Here is a 16,161-nt window from a genome sequence, read left to right as displayed (position 1 = left end):
TCCCGATACCTGCGCGCGAAGCCTTCCCCAAGGCCCCGCCGCCACTGCTACACAAGCCATCCGGCGCGCACTGCCGACGGCGCCGCTGCCAGGGCGACTTCGTCGAAAGCAGAAGCCGTGACGGCCTCCAGCTCGCGCGATCTCGCCGGCGGCCTCGCTTCGGCGACCGTGTCGAACAGCGCGCGATCGATCGGCGTCTTGCCCGCGCGCGGCAACTTGCTCCCGTCCGCCGGCAGCGATCCCGTCCCTGTGTCCGGGTCGGCCGCCTCGGCGACGGCAAGTACCTGCTGCACCACCTGTTCCACTTCGCGATCGCGCTGCCGGTCGTGCAGCGGCGTGGTCAGGATCGGCGACACGAACACCAGCAATCGCGTCGCCACCAGCGCGTCGCTCACCGGTTCGCCCATGCAGATCGCGCAGGCCAGTTCGCTGAGATTCGCGCCGGCCATCACGCCCGCCAACGCGTTCAGGCCAAGCCGTACGCGCACGCCCAGTTCGCGTCGCGGCAGCGCCGGCAAGGCGCGGGTGAAAGCCTTGAAGAAGCGCGGGGCAATCGCCCGATGACTTGCTTTCAGATAGCCGCGGATAACCGGCGACGATTCGCCATAGGCGCGCAGCAGCAGCCGTATCCGGGCATGTTCTTCGGCACCGTCATGCCGCATGCGCAGGACGGGAATGATCAACGCTCCCAGGATGGCGGCCGCGCTGATTGCAGCCTCGCCGCCATGGCGTTCGCATGCAGCCAGTAGAAGCAGTCGTTCCCGATTGAGCCGATCCAGCTGCGCGGTTATCAATTCGCGCATCAGGGCTTCCTTGTTGCCGAAGTAATAGCTCACCAGAGCCGGGTTCGCCTGCGCGAGTCCGGCAATCATGCGCAGCGACATCGCCTCGTAGCCGTGCTCGACATACAGCGCCTGGGCCGCATGCAGCAGTCGGAACTTGGTGCCCTGCTCATCGTTGAGCTGATTCGACATCGATGACCTTCCCCGCTGATGTTCCGGTCGGACCGCCTTGCCCCTCGGCAAGTGGAACGACGGATTCAAGTCTCCATTTGAACGCTTGGTTTCATACGAGCGTTCGCAAGATCGACTCGCATAGGGGCAATTGCAAGTTGCAACGCAAGGCCGTCCGCCCGGCATTTGGACGTTCTAAATCGGCACGGAAAAACCGCTGAAAATCAGCGCTTGAAGCGTTTCGTACGACGACAGCCTGGCGAAGGCGAGCAAATGCCGGCGAGGGGCATTTTCCGCGTCGCAGCATTTAGCGGTCCGATTAAAACTCTTGGTTAATTCAATGAGTTGATCCGGGTAGAAAAGATTTTCACCTGCCCGTCACGGATTCGACGGCGATGCGCACGCATGAATACGCATGCAGATACCTAATGCGTTTTGCTCGTCATGCCGGCGCTTGCGTACCGCAACTTGGGATTGCAGGCTGCATCGGCAGCCCTGCACTTCGGGTCACCTGCATCGCGGATATTCGCTACGGCATCCAGCCCCCGCAATCACCGATGACTCACGCGACCTGCGCCGCTGCCGCCGATAATCGAGCAACGATAATCGAGCCAATATGCCGCGATTAATCGGCTAGCGCCGCTTGCGCGCCTTCATCTGGATCAGGTACTGGCAAATGAGCTTGCCTTCGCGCAGGCAGCGCTCTTCGACCGGCTTTCCGGTCGCTTCGGAGAAGAAGGCTGCGAGCGCCCGGCAGCCGCAGGGTTCCTGGCGCACTGCGCTGCCGATCGGACAGCTGTAATTGCGCACCATGATGCCGTCGGCCTGCTCGATGGCTTCGGTGCTGGCGCCCAGCGCATCCGCCGCCGCCATGGCGGCGCGCAGTCCGCTTTCGAAATCGGTGGGCGTCGACAGTCCCGCGGCGCGCGCGAGCTGGCGGCCGGTCTGTTCCAGGATGTCACCCAGCGCTTCCTTGCCGCAGGTATCGCCGACGGTGGTCAACAGCGCCTTGAGGAAAACCGGATACGCGGCGGAACCGACGTCTTCGGCACCGGGCGCCGCTTCGAAGACCGCGGCCGGCTTGCCGACACCGCCCCGCTCCAGGTTTTTCTGCCGGCGCACCAGGCCACCGGCTTCCAGCTGCTTCAGCTGCACGTTGATGGCGTTGCGGGTGACGCCGAGGCGCTCCCCGAGCTGGGTGACGGTCAGTGCTTCACGCTGGAGCAGGTCGAGAATGTCGGTCTTGGTACTCACTAGTCATAGCCACACGCGAGACCCTGGGACTATAGCCGGAGAGGCCATTATGCCCAAAGTATCAATTATAACAAGACATATTGTCATTATTGGCGGAATAGGCCAAAGTGCGCGGGCGCCACCACTCAAAGAGGAGTCCGCCATGCGCAAGCCGTTTCCTTCCCTGACCGCGTTCGCCATCGCCCTGGCCTTTGCCGGCGCGACGTTCGCCCAGTCCGCCACCCCGGCCACGCCGGTACAGAAATCCACGCCCACCCAGCTGGTCGATGCGCTGAACGGCGTCTTCGGCAAGCATCCGGGCGCTCGCGCCGTGCATGCGAAGGGCATCGTGCTGGAAGGCACGTTCACGCCCAGCGCCACGGCCAGCTCGATCAGCAAGGCGCCGCACCTGCAGCACGACAGCGTGCCGGTGACGGTGCGCTTCTCCGACTTCGCCGGCATCCCCACCATTCCCGATAACGACGGCATGGCCAGCCCGCGCGGCCTGGCGGTCAAGTTCCACCTGGCGGGAGGCGCCGCCAGCGACATCGTGGCGCATTCGTTCAACGGGTTTCCGTCGGCTACCGCGGACGACTTCCGCGACCTGCTGATCGCGCTGAGCCAGAGCGGCCCGACCGCGCCGAAGCCGACGCCGCTCGATGGCTATCTGGCGAATCACCCGGCCGCGAAGGCCTTCCTCACCGCGCCCAAGCCGGCGCCGGTCAGCTACGGCACGCTGCCGTTCTTCGGCGTCAACACCTTCAAGTTCACCAACGCGGCGAATGCGGTCACCTACGGCCGCTATCAGTTCCTGCCCGTCGCCGGCGAGCACTACCTGAGCGATGCCGCCACCGCCAAGCAGGCGCCGGCCTATCTGGGCACCGAGATCGGCGAACGGATCAAGCATGGCCCGGTCAAGTTCAAGCTGGTGCTGCAGGTCGCCGACGCGAGCGACAAGCTGGACGATCCGTCGATCACCTGGCCGAAGACCCGGCGTATCGTCGAACTGGGCACGCTCAGCGTGACCAGGCTGGTGGCGGACAACGATGCCGCCCAGAAGCAGCTGCTGTTCCTGCCTAACGCATTGCCTGCCGGCATCGAGCCTGCGGACCCGATGATCGATGCGCGCTCGGCGGCCTATCCGGTGTCCTTCGGACGCCGGCAGTAACGATCGCCACGCCCCAACCCACGCTGCAGGAGTTCCCCATGCCACTCATCAAGTTCGATGTCATCGCCGGCCGCAACGACCAGGAACTGCGGGCCCTCATGGACGCTACGCACGAAGCGATGGTCGAAGCGTTCGAGGTCCCGGCCACCGACCGCTATCAATCCGTCACCCAGCACCGTCCGGCCGAGATGGTGCTGGAAGATACGGGCCTGGGCTTTCGGCGCTCGGAGCAGGCGGTGGTCCTTACCGTCGTCTCGCGCCGGCGCACCGAGGCGCAGAAGCAGACGTTCTATCGCTTGCTCGCCGAACGGCTGCACGACCGCTGCGGGCTATCGCCTGACGACCTGATCGTGTCGCTGGTGGAGAACGGCGATGCGGACTGGTCGTTCGGGCATGGCAGGGCGCAGTTCCTGACCAAGGAGCTTTGACGGATCCAGACAAGCTCGTCATTCCGGCGCAGGCTGGACGAGCGCGTAGCGCGAAGAACGCCCGGAGGGCGGCCCCGGAGGGGCGAGCGAAGCGAGTCATCCAGTAGCGACAACGTCCGGTTGTCGCGTCATCGCAGGTGCCAAGCGCTGTACGCGATATCGCGACAATCGGGCCATGACGTCACTGGATTCCGGCCTGCGCCGGAATGACGGCCTTGGGGGGCGAGGCAACCCTTGAACAAAACCTCGGCAAGGCGTGACAAGTCGTTGTCGACAAAAGCCTCGACCACGCTTATCCACAAGCTTATCCGGAGCACATCCACAGCAGCTGTGGAAAACCTGCACCGCACACATGCCACAAGCGGTGTCGAAAAACCCGTCAGCACGTGCCAAGTGCTTGTCCGCCAACGGCACAACCTGACTTGTCCACAGACTTGTGCCGTTGGCATCCACAAGCGCTGTGGAAAAGTGACAACGGCATGACCCCGGGCGAAGGACAAGCAAGCCGTGAGGGCGCATGGCGGAGAATCCGGCCACGACCGGATTCACCGGGTTACAGCCGGACCATCGCCCCCCGGCCCGTACCCCCTGTTTTCCCGCATCCGCCATGCGCCCTCACGGCTCGCCCTTCGCCACGGCTCAGAACGTCGACAACACGTTGAGGAACACGCCCTTGTTGTTGTAGTTGAGGTTGGTGAGGTCGTCGGAGAAGCGCGTGAAGTTATAGCCGACGCCCACCTTCAGGTGCTTGGTGACGTAGCGGTAGACACCGACCAGCACGCCTTGCTTCGCATCGCCCGCCTCGCGCGCGCGCAGGCGGCGCCACTCGACCAGGCCGCTCCAGTTGCGTACGAAGTGCCACTCGCCGCGGATCACCCACAGCGTGGCGGTGCTGTCCAGCCAGTCGCCGGCCGTGCGCGTGGGCTTCAGGCTGCCCCAGCGGTAGCCGTACTTCGCGCCGACCGACAACCACGGCGTGACGTCGTAGATGGTGTCCACCGAGAGTACCTGGCTCTTCTGGCTGTAGTCGGCCACCGTGCTCGCGTACACATTGCTGGTCGGATCGGTGCTGACCGGGCCGATGCCGCTGGACGGCGACAGCTGGCCCGGCGACGGCAGGTCGTACATGTAGGTGTACTTGACCAGGGTGTTCCAGCGGTCGTTGTCCACCGGACGATAGGCCGCGCCGACCACGCCCTCGGTGTAGTTGCCATCGAAGAACGCGCCGTTGCTCGCGCCGCTGCGCGCCACGTCGAGCTTGCCCAGCAGGCGCCACGCCGGCGATAGCTGGCTGCCCAGGCTGTTGCGCGTCAACCATGACGTGCGCCGGCCGGACAGATTGCTGTCCTCGTAGCGATACTCCAGGCTCGACGCCCACTTGGTCGCCAGGCCCTTGTAGGCCAGCGACACGCTGGCCGCCTGCCGGCGCAGGTCGCCGGCGAGCGGATCGCTGATGGTGCCCTCTTCCAGCTTGAAGCCGGTGCTCCAGCGGTCGTTGACGGTCAGGTCCAGGCCGAACGCGTGGATGAGGCTGTCCTGGCCGCTGCCGGTGGTCTCGCGGCTTTCCTCGTACACGCTGACGCGATCGTTGAGGCGCGTCTTCGCACCGCCGACCAGGGTGCCGAAACGGCCGCGGTAAGCGAGATCCGGCCGGTCGGTTTCCATCAGGTACTGCGCATAGACATTGCTGCGGTCGCTGATGCGGTAGTCACCGCCGAGCTTGCCGCCGAGGCCGCCGTCGCCGCCCGACACTTCCGCATTGGCGTGGATGCGCTCGGTGACCTGCCAACCGCCGCCGACACCCGCGCGGTCGTTGTCGCTGCGCGTGCCAGTGCGGGCCAGGGTCTGCTGCACGAAGCCATAGGCGTTCCACGAATCCAGCACATCCGGCAGCGTGCCCGGCTTGGCCGGATCGCTGGCCAGCGACTGGTAATCCATGCGTGCGATGGCGTCGGTGCGCTGGCCGTGCTCGGCCAGGATCGGACTTTGCACCAGCGCGGTGTTGGCCGTGCCGCGATCTTCCGCGCGCACGCCCACGCTGCCGGCCCAGTGCGGATCGAACTGGTGGCGCAGCGCCGCCTCGGCGGACTTGCGGTCCTGGCTGATCGCGTCGGTGCGGTCCACCTTCAGGCTCAGATCGGTGGCCTTGCCCAGCGGCACGTCAGCGCGGCCGCCGACCTGGCGCGCGCCTTCGCTGCCCAGGGTGATCTGGCCCGGCGCGGAAAAGCCTTCCTGCCGGTCCTGCCAGTACGCGCTGAGCGTGCCGCGCATGTCCTTGGAGAAGTCGGCCAGCGAGACCGCGGCGTCGACGCGGCCGGCATAGGCCTTGTCGTCGCTCTTGGTCACCGGCTGGTTGCCCAGTCCATTGGCGTTCTGGAAATTGAAACCGCCGTCGATCGAACTGAGCGTGCCGGTGCCCTCGCCCTTCGAGCGCGCCGCTTCCAGGCGCACGAAGGTGCCGGGCTTGTAGCGCAGCGTGGCGTCGATCCCGCCCAGGCTCTGGTCGGTGCCTTCGCCGCCCTGGTGATAGCTGGTCGCGCCGATGCGCACGTGGTCGTTGAACCAGTGCTCGCCGCGCGCGCCGGCCGCCAGCGTGTCCAGCTCGGTCACCCCGGGCACGTATTCGTAGGTCACGACCAGGTAGGCCGGATTGCCCGACAGGCCGCCGAGCTGCACCAGGCCCGAGCCGTCCGCCACCGACGACAGCGGCGCACGCAGCAGGATGCGGCCCTGCAGATAGTTGAGGTCGTAGTCCGACCCCGGCACCAGCAGATTGCGCTGCAATACCAGGCCCGAATCGCGGTCGCGGATTTCCACCCACACCCGTTCGGAGCCGGTGGTGAGGTCCTGCCGCTGCAGGTAGTACAGCGAACCGCCGGTGCCGCGGAATTCCTCGCGCGAGGCGACCGTGCCCGGATCGGCGGCGAACGCATTGAGACTGCTGCGGCGCTCGCCGTGTTCGGTGCTGCCCTGCGACTTCCACAACAGGTTGGCGCCGTACAGGCCGCGCGAATACTGCACCAGTTCCGAACCCGTCCACGAGGTGAGGAAGTTGCCCCACATCAGCTGGGTGTCGTCCTTCTCCACCTTGACGTAGAACTTGCCCTGGGTGGGCGCGTCGTCCACCGCGGTGGAGTCGTCGCCGTACACCGGATAGAACTGGTCCGGATCGATCCGGCGCAGCAGATAGCGCGGATCCTTGCTGGCGAAGTTGCTGAAGAGGTCGTTGAGCGGCTGCTCGCGCGTATCGGCCGAGGCGGTCAGTTTCCAGCCGTTCTCGAACGTGCCCTTGGTATAGAAGGCCAGGCGTCCGTCGATGGCGCTGCTCTTCACCTCGTTCTTCAGGCTCGGATCGACCACCGTGGCATTGGCCGAGGCGCTGCCGTGGCTGGCGGTGATGTCCGCCATGCCCACGTAGAACCAGTCGCGCTCCGGCAGGCGCACGCTGCGGCGATACGTACGCTCGCCCACGCTCACCTCCACCAGGCGATCGCCCGGCGGCAGGATCTGCTGCATCGCGAACTTGCCATCGCGGCCGACCGGCACATCCGTATTGAGCGCGCGCACCGGCGTACCCGGTGCGGGCACGCGGCCGTTGACCGTCACCGCGGCGCCGCGCACGGGAATGTTGGCAACGTCGCGGCTGTCCTCGCCATAGCCGGTGAGCGCTTCGCGTTCGGGCGTGTCGAGGTCGGCGTGGTGGGTGCGGTAGTCCACCAGGGTGAGCTGCTTGGCGCGCGTCTCGTCGAAACGGCCCTTGGCATCGCTCACGCGCAACACATAGATCAGGTCGGCCGGCAGATCGGCCGGCGGCTGCCATGCGGCATCGCCGCCGATCGGCAGCGGCACCACGGCCAGCGGCGTTTCCTGCGTGCTTTCGCCGCGCGGGAAGATGCGGATCTCCGCATGCGCGATCCACGCCGCGTAGTTGCTCCACGAGCGGAAGCGCACCGGTTCGCCGCGCACGCCGCCGTCGGCGGCGGTCCATGCGTTGAGCATGGGCTTGGCCACCAGCGGGTCGTAGCGCACCTGCACGGCGTCGTTGGCGAGCGCCACGTCCACGCAGCGCTGGCGGTCGGCGGCATTGGCGGCCTGGCCGTCGGCCGGCGCGCCGTCCACGCTCACCAGGAATGGCTTCGCATCGGTCGGCACGGGCGCGGCGGCGGCGCTGGCGCAGGACACGCTGTCGCCCTGGCGCAGTTCGCTGGATAACGACCGGCCATCCGCGGCGAGTGCCTGCAGGTTCTCGCTGGAAGGAGGATTGGCATGGTCCACGAGCGCACCGTTCTGCACGACGCGGCCATGGTTGTCTTCCGGCGCGGACTGCGCCGGGGTATCGGCGGCGAGTGCGTGACCCGGCGCGGCGAGGGCCAGCGCGATCAGCGCGGCGAGCGGTTGGCGGCGGAGCGCCTTCATGGCCTTCATGGCTGCACCTCGGCGATTTCCTGTTCGATCAGCACGGGGCGTCCGTCGCCGGCGCGATGCCAGTCGTCGTCGATGCGTCGTTGCAAGCTGCGCAATCGGTCGCGTGCCTTGCCGAGGTCTTCCCCTCGCGCCGGGTGATAGGCCAGGCGCAGCACGCTGGGCTGGCCCTTGATGCGCTCGTACAGCTGCGGCAGCTGCGCGGCCCAGGCCTCGAGCAACTTGTCGCCATCGCGCTCGAACGCCGCCGCGCTCACGTCCACGCGCACCACGCGATGCAGTGCCACGCCGAAGTTGAGCTTGGACATCTTGCCGGCGGTCATGCGCACGTCGCCGGGGTTTTCGGTGGTCAGGCGATAACCGGTCGGCAGGCTGCGCTCGTCCAGCTTCATCACGAAGTTGGCGCCGCGGTCGTACTGCGGGATATCCGCGCACGGCACGTGGTAGCGGCCTTCCGCATCGGTGGTCACCAGCAGGCCGCGCACCGTGGCCAGGCGTACCGCCGGCACGCCGGGTTCGCCCTGGTCCTGGTAGCCGTTGCCGTTCTTGTCGTCGAACACCTTGCCGATCAGGTCGGCGCAGTCGAAGGTCGGATCCGGCACCAGCCGCACCACCGCCGTGCCGATGTTCGACACCACGCGGTTGGCCAGCGTGTTGGCGGCCCAGGCCTGGTTGGTGTATTCGCCTTCGCCCACGCCCGAGCCGATCACCAGCACCACGGTCAGCGTGCGGGTCTGGTTCGGGCCGATGCTCAGTTCCGGCCAGCTCAGCGTGCGGCCGCTCATCAGCGGTTCGCGCGGCACGCCGTCGATGCGTGCGCTCTGCGCGCGGTACTTGAAGCCTGCCGGCACCAGGTCCACCGCTGCGATGTTGGTCAGGCTGACCGCCAGCGTGTTGGTGATCTCGATGGTGTACGGCACCAGGTCGCCCTTGCTCACATTGATCTTGGGCGTGGTCTTGGTGACGCGCAGCGCACCCTGCAGCACCGGGTCGACCGGGATGTGGTTGCCGGCGAAGCCCGCCGAGCTCGCGCTGACCGCGAAGGCCAGGTAGTACGGCGGCAGGTCGCCGGAGGCCGGCGGTCCGTTGAGCGGCGATACGCGATACGTGGTCGCCCCGCCCGGCACGCTCAGCTGCTTGCCCGCCGGCGGATGGATGCCCGAGGGCGGCGTGACGTAGCCCGCCGGCGCTTCCACGCGCAAGGTGTAGGTGCCCGCGGGCGCACCCGGCAGCAGCAGGAACTGATAGAGACCGTCCGTGCCGGTGGTCTGCGTGACATTGCCCACGCCGCCGGCCAGGTATTGCGGATTGACCGGCTGGCCCGAGGGATCGAGCAGGGTCACGCGCGCGCCGGCCAGCGGCTGGCGCGACACCGCGTCGTACACGATGCCGCCCGGATCCAGCGGCAGGTCCTGCTGCGTCACGGCCACGCCGGAACCCACGGTGATGCCCTTGATCGCGGGCATCGCATTGGCCTTGTCGACCGTGCCGTTCCACTGCTTGTCCGGATCCTGCGAGACCGGATAGCCGTAGTACACGCCGCCCGGGCTGCGGAAGCGCAGCTCGTAGCCGCCGCCCGCCGGCACGCCGGTGAGCACGTAGTTGCCTTGCGCGTCGGTGGCGACGGCGGGCACCGAGGTGACGCGGCTGCCGTTCTGGTACAGCTCCGCGTACCAGCCGCTCAGGCCGGCCTCGCCGGCATCCTTTGCCGCCGGGTTGCCGCTGGCGTTGTTGAGCCACACGCTGCCGGCGATGCTGCCGTCGGCGCCGGTCAGTTCCGGGAAGTTGTAGTCGGTGGCATTGATGCCGGCCGGCAGCGTGATCGCGCCGACGCTGTTGTTGCCCTTCGCGCCGCCGGCGCTGCCGACCTGCACGCCGCCGTCCTTGTACAGCGGCGGCTGCGTCTCGGTGACGGTGTAGCTGCCCGCGACCAGGCCGGCGAACTGATAGCTGCCGTCGGCACCGGTGGTGATGGTGCGGCTGACCGCGCCGCTCAGCGTCACGGTCACGCCCGGCAGGCCGGGTTCGCCCGCGTCGCGCACGCCGTTGCCATTCTTGTCGAAGTACACCGCGCCGCTGAGCACGCCGCCGTGGTCGATGAAGTCGTAGCCGGTGGCCGCGGTGCCCTGCGGCAGCGCGATCGCGCTGATCACGTTCGGCGTGGTGCTGCCGCCCGCGGTGCCGGCGCGCGAACCGACGTCGCCCAGGCCCGGCGGCTGTGTCTCGGTCACGCTGTAGTTGCCCGGACGCAGGTGCTCGAACGTGTAGCTGCCGTCCGCCGCGGTGGTGGCGGTCTGGTTCACCGCCTGGCCGAGGTCGTCGGTGCCGGTGAGCGTGACGGTGACATTGCCCAGGCCTTCGCCGGTGTCGCGCACGTGATTGCCGTTGACGTCGTCGTAGACCGAACCCGCCAGCGAGCTGGGCATCAGTTCGGGGAAGTCGAACTGGCTGAAGGTCTGCGCCGGATCGAACGGCACGTTGCCGTTGACGTTGCGCGTACCGGTGGTGCACGCCGCGCAGGGCGCGCCGTTGACCATGCCCGGCACGCTCTTGCCGTCGATATAGCCGTTCGGCTGCGTTTCGGTGAGCGTGTAGCCGCCCGCGCCCGCCTTGGTCAGGCCGGCGAATACGTAGCTGCCGTCGGCGCCGGTGACGATGCTGCGATCCACCGCCTTGCCGTCGACGTCGGTGCCGGTCAGGCGCACGCTGACGCCGGCGATCGGCGCTTCGCCGCTGTCGCGCACGCCATTGTTGTTGGCGTCCACGTACACCGAGCCGCTGATGCCGCCGGTCAGTTCGCCGAAGTCGTAGGCCGTGCCGCGCGCACCCGGTGCCACCGGAATGCCGGAGATCACGCTGGTGCCCGCCGCACCGGCGGTGCCGCCGAGGCTGCCCACGTGTTCCGCACCGTCCGCATAGGCGCCCGGCTGGGTCTCGGTGAGCGTGTAGCCGGCGCCGTTCGCCGGCAGCAGGCCGTCGAAGACATAGTCGCCGCTGGCGTCGGTGGTCACGCTGCGGTTGACCGCGCGGCCGTCGACGTCGGTGCCGGTGAGCACCACGGTGACGCCGGCGATGCCGGTCTCGCCCGCGTCGCGCGTGCCATTGTTGTTGCCGTCGATGAACACGGCGCCGGACAGGCGTGCCGCCAGCTCGCCGAAGTTGTAGTTCGCGCCGACCTGCGACACGCCCAGCGCGACGCCTTCGAACACGTCATTGGCCGCGTGCGTGCCGCCCAGCGTGCCGACCTGCTCCTGGCCGTCGGCGTACTGCGGCGGTTGCGTTTCGGCGATGCGATACGTGCCGGCCGGCAGGTTGGGCGCGAGATAGGCGCCCGAGGCATCGGTGGTCAGGTTGACGGTGGCGCTGGTCGCGGTGTTGGTGATGGCGATCGCCACGCCGGCGATGCCGGTCTCGCCCGCATCGCGCAGGCCATTGCCGTTGGTGTCGACATAGACGAAGCCGCCCAGGCCCTGGCCCAGCTCGCCGAAGTTGTAGTTCGCACCGGCCTGCCCCGCGCCGAGCACGATGCTGCCGATCACGTCGTTGCCGGCCAGCGTGCCGTTCGGCGTGCCGCCCACGGTACCGACGGTATCGCCGCCGTCCTGCCACTGCGCCGGCTGGGTCTCGGCCACCTGGTAGGTGCCCGGGCGCAGGTTGGGAAAGCTGTAGCTGCCGTCGTTGGCGGTGGTGACCGTGGTGTTGACGGCCTGGCCCAGGTCGTCGGTGCCGGTGAGCGTCACGGTGACGCCGCCGATGCCCGCGGTCTCGCCCGCATCGCGCACGCCGTTCTTGTTGGCGTCGATGTAGACGAAGCCGGCCAGCGAGGTCGAGGCCAGTTCGCCGAAGTCGAAGTTCGCGCCCTGCTGGCCGATGCCCAGCGTGATGGCGCCGATGGTGTTGCCGTCCGCCGACGGCGTGCCGCCGTTGCTGGTGCCGGTGCCCGTGCGTGCCTTGCCCGGCAGGTAACCCGCCGGTTGCGTCTCGGTCACGGTGTAGCTGCCGGGACGCAGGTTCTTGAAGGCGTAGTTGCCGGAGGCATCCGTCGTGGTGGTGAGGCTGACCGCCTGGCCGAGATCGTCGGTGCCGGTCAGCGCCAGCGTCACCGGCGGACTGCCGATGCCCGCCTCGCCCGCATCGGCGACGCCGTTGTTATTCAGGTCGCTGTAGACCTTGCCGGCGATCTGCGCATCCGGCAGCTCGCCGAAGTTGTAGGCCGTGGCGGCGGTGTTGCTGGGCAGGTTCACGCCGCTGATGGCGTCGCCCGGATTGGCCGCCGTGCCGCCCGCGCTGCCGGCGGCGTCGGTGCCGTCGCGATAGCCGGCCGGTTGCGTTTCGGTCACGGTGTAGTTGCCGGCGGGCAGGAACTGCACCAGGTAGCTGCCGTCGGCGGCGCTGGTCACGGTGCGGTTCACCGCGGAGCCGTCGACGGCCGTGCCGCTCACCTTCACGGTGACGCCGGCGATGCCGGTGTCGCCCGCATCGCGCACGCCATTGCCGTTGAGGTCGGCGAATACCGCGCCGGCGATCGACGAGCTGGTGACGCTGACGTTGCCGCCGTTGCTGTTGTTGCCCGGGGTCGGGTCCAGCGAGGTGGTGGTGATCGACGCGTTGTTGGTCAGCGTGGCCGGATTGGACGCAGGCTGGCCGGTGACGCGCACGGGCACGGTGATGGTGGCGGTCGCGCCGACCGCCGCATCGTCGCCGAGCGCGCAGGCGAAATTGGTGCCGCCGGCCGCGCCGGTGCACGGCGTGCCCGGGATCGACGGGAAGCCCGCACTGGTGGCGATGCTCGGCGTGCCGGCCAGCACCATGCCGCTGGGCAGGCTGTCGGTGACCTGCACGCCGTCGGCGACGCCCGGACCGTTGTTGGCCACCGCGATGCTGTAGTTGAACGCCTCGCGGTAGCCGATGCTCGACGGGTTGGCGGTCTTGCTCACCAGCTGCACGTCGGCCTTGGTGCGCACCGTGGTGTTTTCGCTGGGGTTGTTGTTGCCCGGCTGGGTATCGCGGCCCGCGGCCACTTCGTCCGAGCTGGTGGCCAGGCGCAGCGTGGTGGTGCCCTTGGCTTCGCCGCGCATGGTGAGCTGCACGACCTTGCTGCTGCTTGTCGCGACCGTGCCGAACTGGCAGGTCACGGTGCCGCCGATGGTGCCGACCGCAGGCGTGGAACAGGTGGCGCCGGCCGGCGGCGTCAGCGCCTGGAAGCTCAGCAGCGCCGACGGCAGCGTGACGGTGAAGTTGGCGTTCTCGGCGTACGACGGGCCGCTGTTGGTCAGCGTCAGCGTGTAGGTCATGTTGTCGCCGACGGCCACCGGATCGGGGCTGTCGACGATGTTGCCGAGGATGTCCAGCGCGGCATTGTTCACCGGCACGTTGAGGCTGCCGGCGTTGTTCGCGCCATTGAGCTCGGTGGTGCTGGTGCTGGCGGTGGCGCTGGTGGCCAGCGTGCCGCCCTGGGTGGCGTCGTTCGGGCGCACCACCACGGTGACGGTCTGCTGCGCGTTGCGGTTGATCGCGCCCCAGTCGCAGGTCAGGGTCTGGTTGCCCGGTCCCGTGGTGGAACCCGCGGCCGGCTGCGTGCCGCAGCTGCCGCCGCCGGATGCGGTCGCCGACACGAAGGTGACATTGGCCGGCAGCTGGTCGGTGACGCTGACGTTCTGCGCCTGGCTGTAGTCGCCGTTCTTCACGGTCAGCACGTAGGTCAGCGTCTGCCCCGCGGTGGCGGGCGACGGCGAGCCGGTGACGACCACGCTGACGTCGGCGCGCGCGTCGGTGGTGGTGGTGACGCTGTCGTTGTTGTTGCTGTAGTCCGGATCGGCCGTGGTCGGCGATACCGCATAGGCGCTGTTGGTGCGCGCGCCGCCATCGCCGCCGGGACGGATCTTCACCGTGATCACCGGGCAGTTGCTGCCGGCGGTGCAGGTGGGCACGTCGCCGAGCGCGCATTGCAGGGTCACGCCGCTGCCGGAGGACACCGTCGGCGCCGGGCAGCTGGCGCCGGCCGGACCGTTGGCGATGCTCGCGCCGATGTAGCCCGCGCCGGTGGCGCCGGTATTGCTGTTGATCAGCGTGTCGAGCTGGTCGACCACGCTGACGTTCACCGCGGTCTGCGGTCCGCTGTTGACCACTTCCAGCGTGTAGTCCAGCTCGTCGCCCGCGGCGACAGTGGCCTGCGCGGCCTTCTTGATCAGGCGCAGGTCGGCCGAATCCGGACCGATCTGCGCCTGCACGCCGCTGCCCACGCAATCGTTGCTGGCGTTGTTGTCGCTCCACGGCGTACCGGCCGCGGAAGCCACTGCAGACACGCACATGGTGTTGGTCAGCGTGCCGGCCGCATTGGCGGTCACGCTGTAGACCACCGCCTGCGAGGTGCCGCCCACCGCCAGCGGCGTGCCGGCGGTGTAGTCGCGCGTGCAGGTGACGGTCTGGTTGCCCGCCGCCGGCGTGAACGGCGCGGCCGGCGCGCAGCTCCAGCCGTTGGCCTGCTTGTAGGCGGTCAGCGTCACGCCGATAGGCAGCGTGTCGATCATGCGCGCGGTGCCGGTGAGCGGCGCCGTGCCGTTGTTGTGCATCGAAATGCTCCAGTCGAAGCTGGAGCCGACGGTGGCGAGCGCCGGGTTCGGGCCGCTCTTGTTCGCCGCCAGGTCGGAGGTCGGATCGACCACGCCGACGGTGGCCGAACCGGCGTTGTTGCCTGCCTGCGGATCGGTCAGCGTGCTGCTGGCCGAGGCGGTGTTGGTGATCGCGGTGCCGGCGGTGATCGCCTTCACCGGCACCGTGATCTGCGGCATCGCGATGTTGTAGCCGGGCGCCGCGCCGCCGAGCGCGCGCGTGCAGGTGATGGTCTGGCCCGCCGGCGCGCCGCAGCTCCAGCCAGTGCCGCTGGCATTGCCGGTGATCTGGAAATTGGCCGGCACCGTGTCGGTGACGGTGACGCTGGTCGGGTTGTCGCCGGTGTAGCGCGGCGCCAGGATGAAGCTGAAGCTGGTGCCGGTGAGGATCGGCGAGCCGGTGCTGGCGGTCTTGGTCAGGCTGATGTCGCTGCCGGCGAGCACCGCGGTGTTGGCGGTGACGCTGTTGTTGCCGCTGTCCGGATCCTGCGCCGCGCCGCTGGAGGTCACCGCGACACTGCCGTTCAGCGCCATGTTCGAGCCGCCGGCCACGCCCACCGCGCCGTTGATCGGGCCGACCACCCAGCTGGCGCCGCTGGCGATGCTGCCGCTGAGGTTGCAGGTCAGCACCTGTCCCGCCACCGAGCAGCCGGCAGGCAGGCCGCCGGCCACGTTGAAGCCCGGCGGCAGGTTCGCAGTGATGCGCGCGCTGGTGGCGGTGTCCGGGCCCTGGTTGGCGACGGTGAAGGTATAGGCCAGCGTGCCGCCGGAGGTCACCGAACCGCTGGGGTTCTGCACCACCGACAGCGCGAGGTCCGCGCCCTGGTTGATGGTGGTGTCCTGGGTGATGCCGGTGTTGTTGCTGGCATCGCTGTCCACTTCGTTGGCGGTGGCCGAGGCGGTATTGGTGATGATGCCCGCCGTGGGCGCGCGCACCTGGATGCTCACCGTCACGTTGCCGGCGGCTGCCAGCGAACCGAGCGAGCAGCTCAGCACGCCGCCGCTGGGCGTGCCGCAGGTGACGCCCGCCGGCGTGCTGGTGCCGACGTAGCTGGTGCCCGCGGGCAGTGTGTCGCTCAGCGTGATGCCGGTGGCCGTGGTGCTGCCGTTGTTATCGACACGCACGGTGTAGGTGACGATGCCGCCGGCTGGCGTCGGATCGGAACCGGCATCGGAGTTGTTGACCACCAGGTCGACCGCGGCCAGCGCGGGTGCGGCGGCGAACAGCGTGATGCACGCGAATACGGCGCGGCTGAAGATGCGGCCGCTGCGCTTGCGCAGCGACGCGGGTTGCGTCCGATCGGATTCCATCCGATACCCCCTGAAGGTTGGCAACAATCCGCCGT

The 16,161-nt window shown here is 68.4% G+C and carries 6 protein-coding genes; 2 read left to right on the top strand and 4 right to left on the bottom strand.

Annotated features, from left to right (window positions below; translation table 11 throughout):
• Positions 1 to 47: 47 nt before the first annotated feature.
• Positions 48 to 974 carry a TetR/AcrR family transcriptional regulator gene (locus BM172_RS09205; RefSeq protein ID WP_051548271.1) on the bottom strand — a complete coding sequence of 309 codons (927 nt, stop codon included), beginning with the start codon at positions 972 to 974 and terminating at the stop codon, positions 48 to 50.
• Between the two features lie 612 nt (positions 975 to 1,586).
• Positions 1,587 to 2,207 carry a helix-turn-helix transcriptional regulator gene (locus BM172_RS09200; RefSeq protein ID WP_026633155.1) on the bottom strand — a complete coding sequence of 207 codons (621 nt, stop codon included), beginning with the start codon at positions 2,205 to 2,207 and terminating at the stop codon, positions 1,587 to 1,589.
• 142 nt (positions 2,208 to 2,349) lie between these two features.
• Here BM172_RS09200 and BM172_RS09195 point away from each other — a divergent pair, with 142 nt between their 5' ends.
• Positions 2,350 to 3,354, top strand: a complete 1,005-nt coding sequence (locus tag BM172_RS09195; protein WP_026633154.1) for a catalase family peroxidase — start codon at positions 2,350 to 2,352, stop codon at positions 3,352 to 3,354.
• A 38-nt stretch (positions 3,355 to 3,392) separates the two neighbouring features.
• A complete protein-coding gene (locus tag BM172_RS09190) occupies positions 3,393 to 3,782 on the top strand; it encodes a tautomerase family protein (protein WP_026633153.1) in 390 nt (129 codons plus the stop codon).
• Positions 3,783 to 4,421: 639 nt separating this feature from the next.
• Here the strand turns inward: BM172_RS09190 and BM172_RS09185 are convergent.
• Both BM172_RS09185 and BM172_RS09180 read right to left on the bottom strand, forming a co-directional pair.
• Positions 4,422 to 8,207 carry a hypothetical protein gene (locus BM172_RS09185; protein ID WP_051548270.1) on the bottom strand — a complete coding sequence of 1,262 codons (3,786 nt, stop codon included), beginning with the start codon at positions 8,205 to 8,207 and terminating at the stop codon, positions 4,422 to 4,424.
• Entirely contained in the window at positions 8,204 to 16,126 is a 7,923-nt protein-coding gene (locus BM172_RS09180; RefSeq protein ID WP_026633152.1) for an SdrD B-like domain-containing protein, read from the bottom strand. Before BM172_RS09180 ends, BM172_RS09185 begins: the two co-directional genes overlap by 4 nt.
• Positions 16,127 to 16,161 lie beyond the last annotated feature (35 nt).

The organism is Dyella marensis (assembly GCF_900112865.1).
In the GTDB taxonomy this organism is placed as follows: Bacteria; Pseudomonadota; Gammaproteobacteria; order Xanthomonadales; family Rhodanobacteraceae; genus Dyella_D; species Dyella_D marensis_A.
The sequence above is the reverse complement of the archived record's forward strand: the minus strand, read 5'-3'. Positions and strand labels throughout refer to the sequence as shown.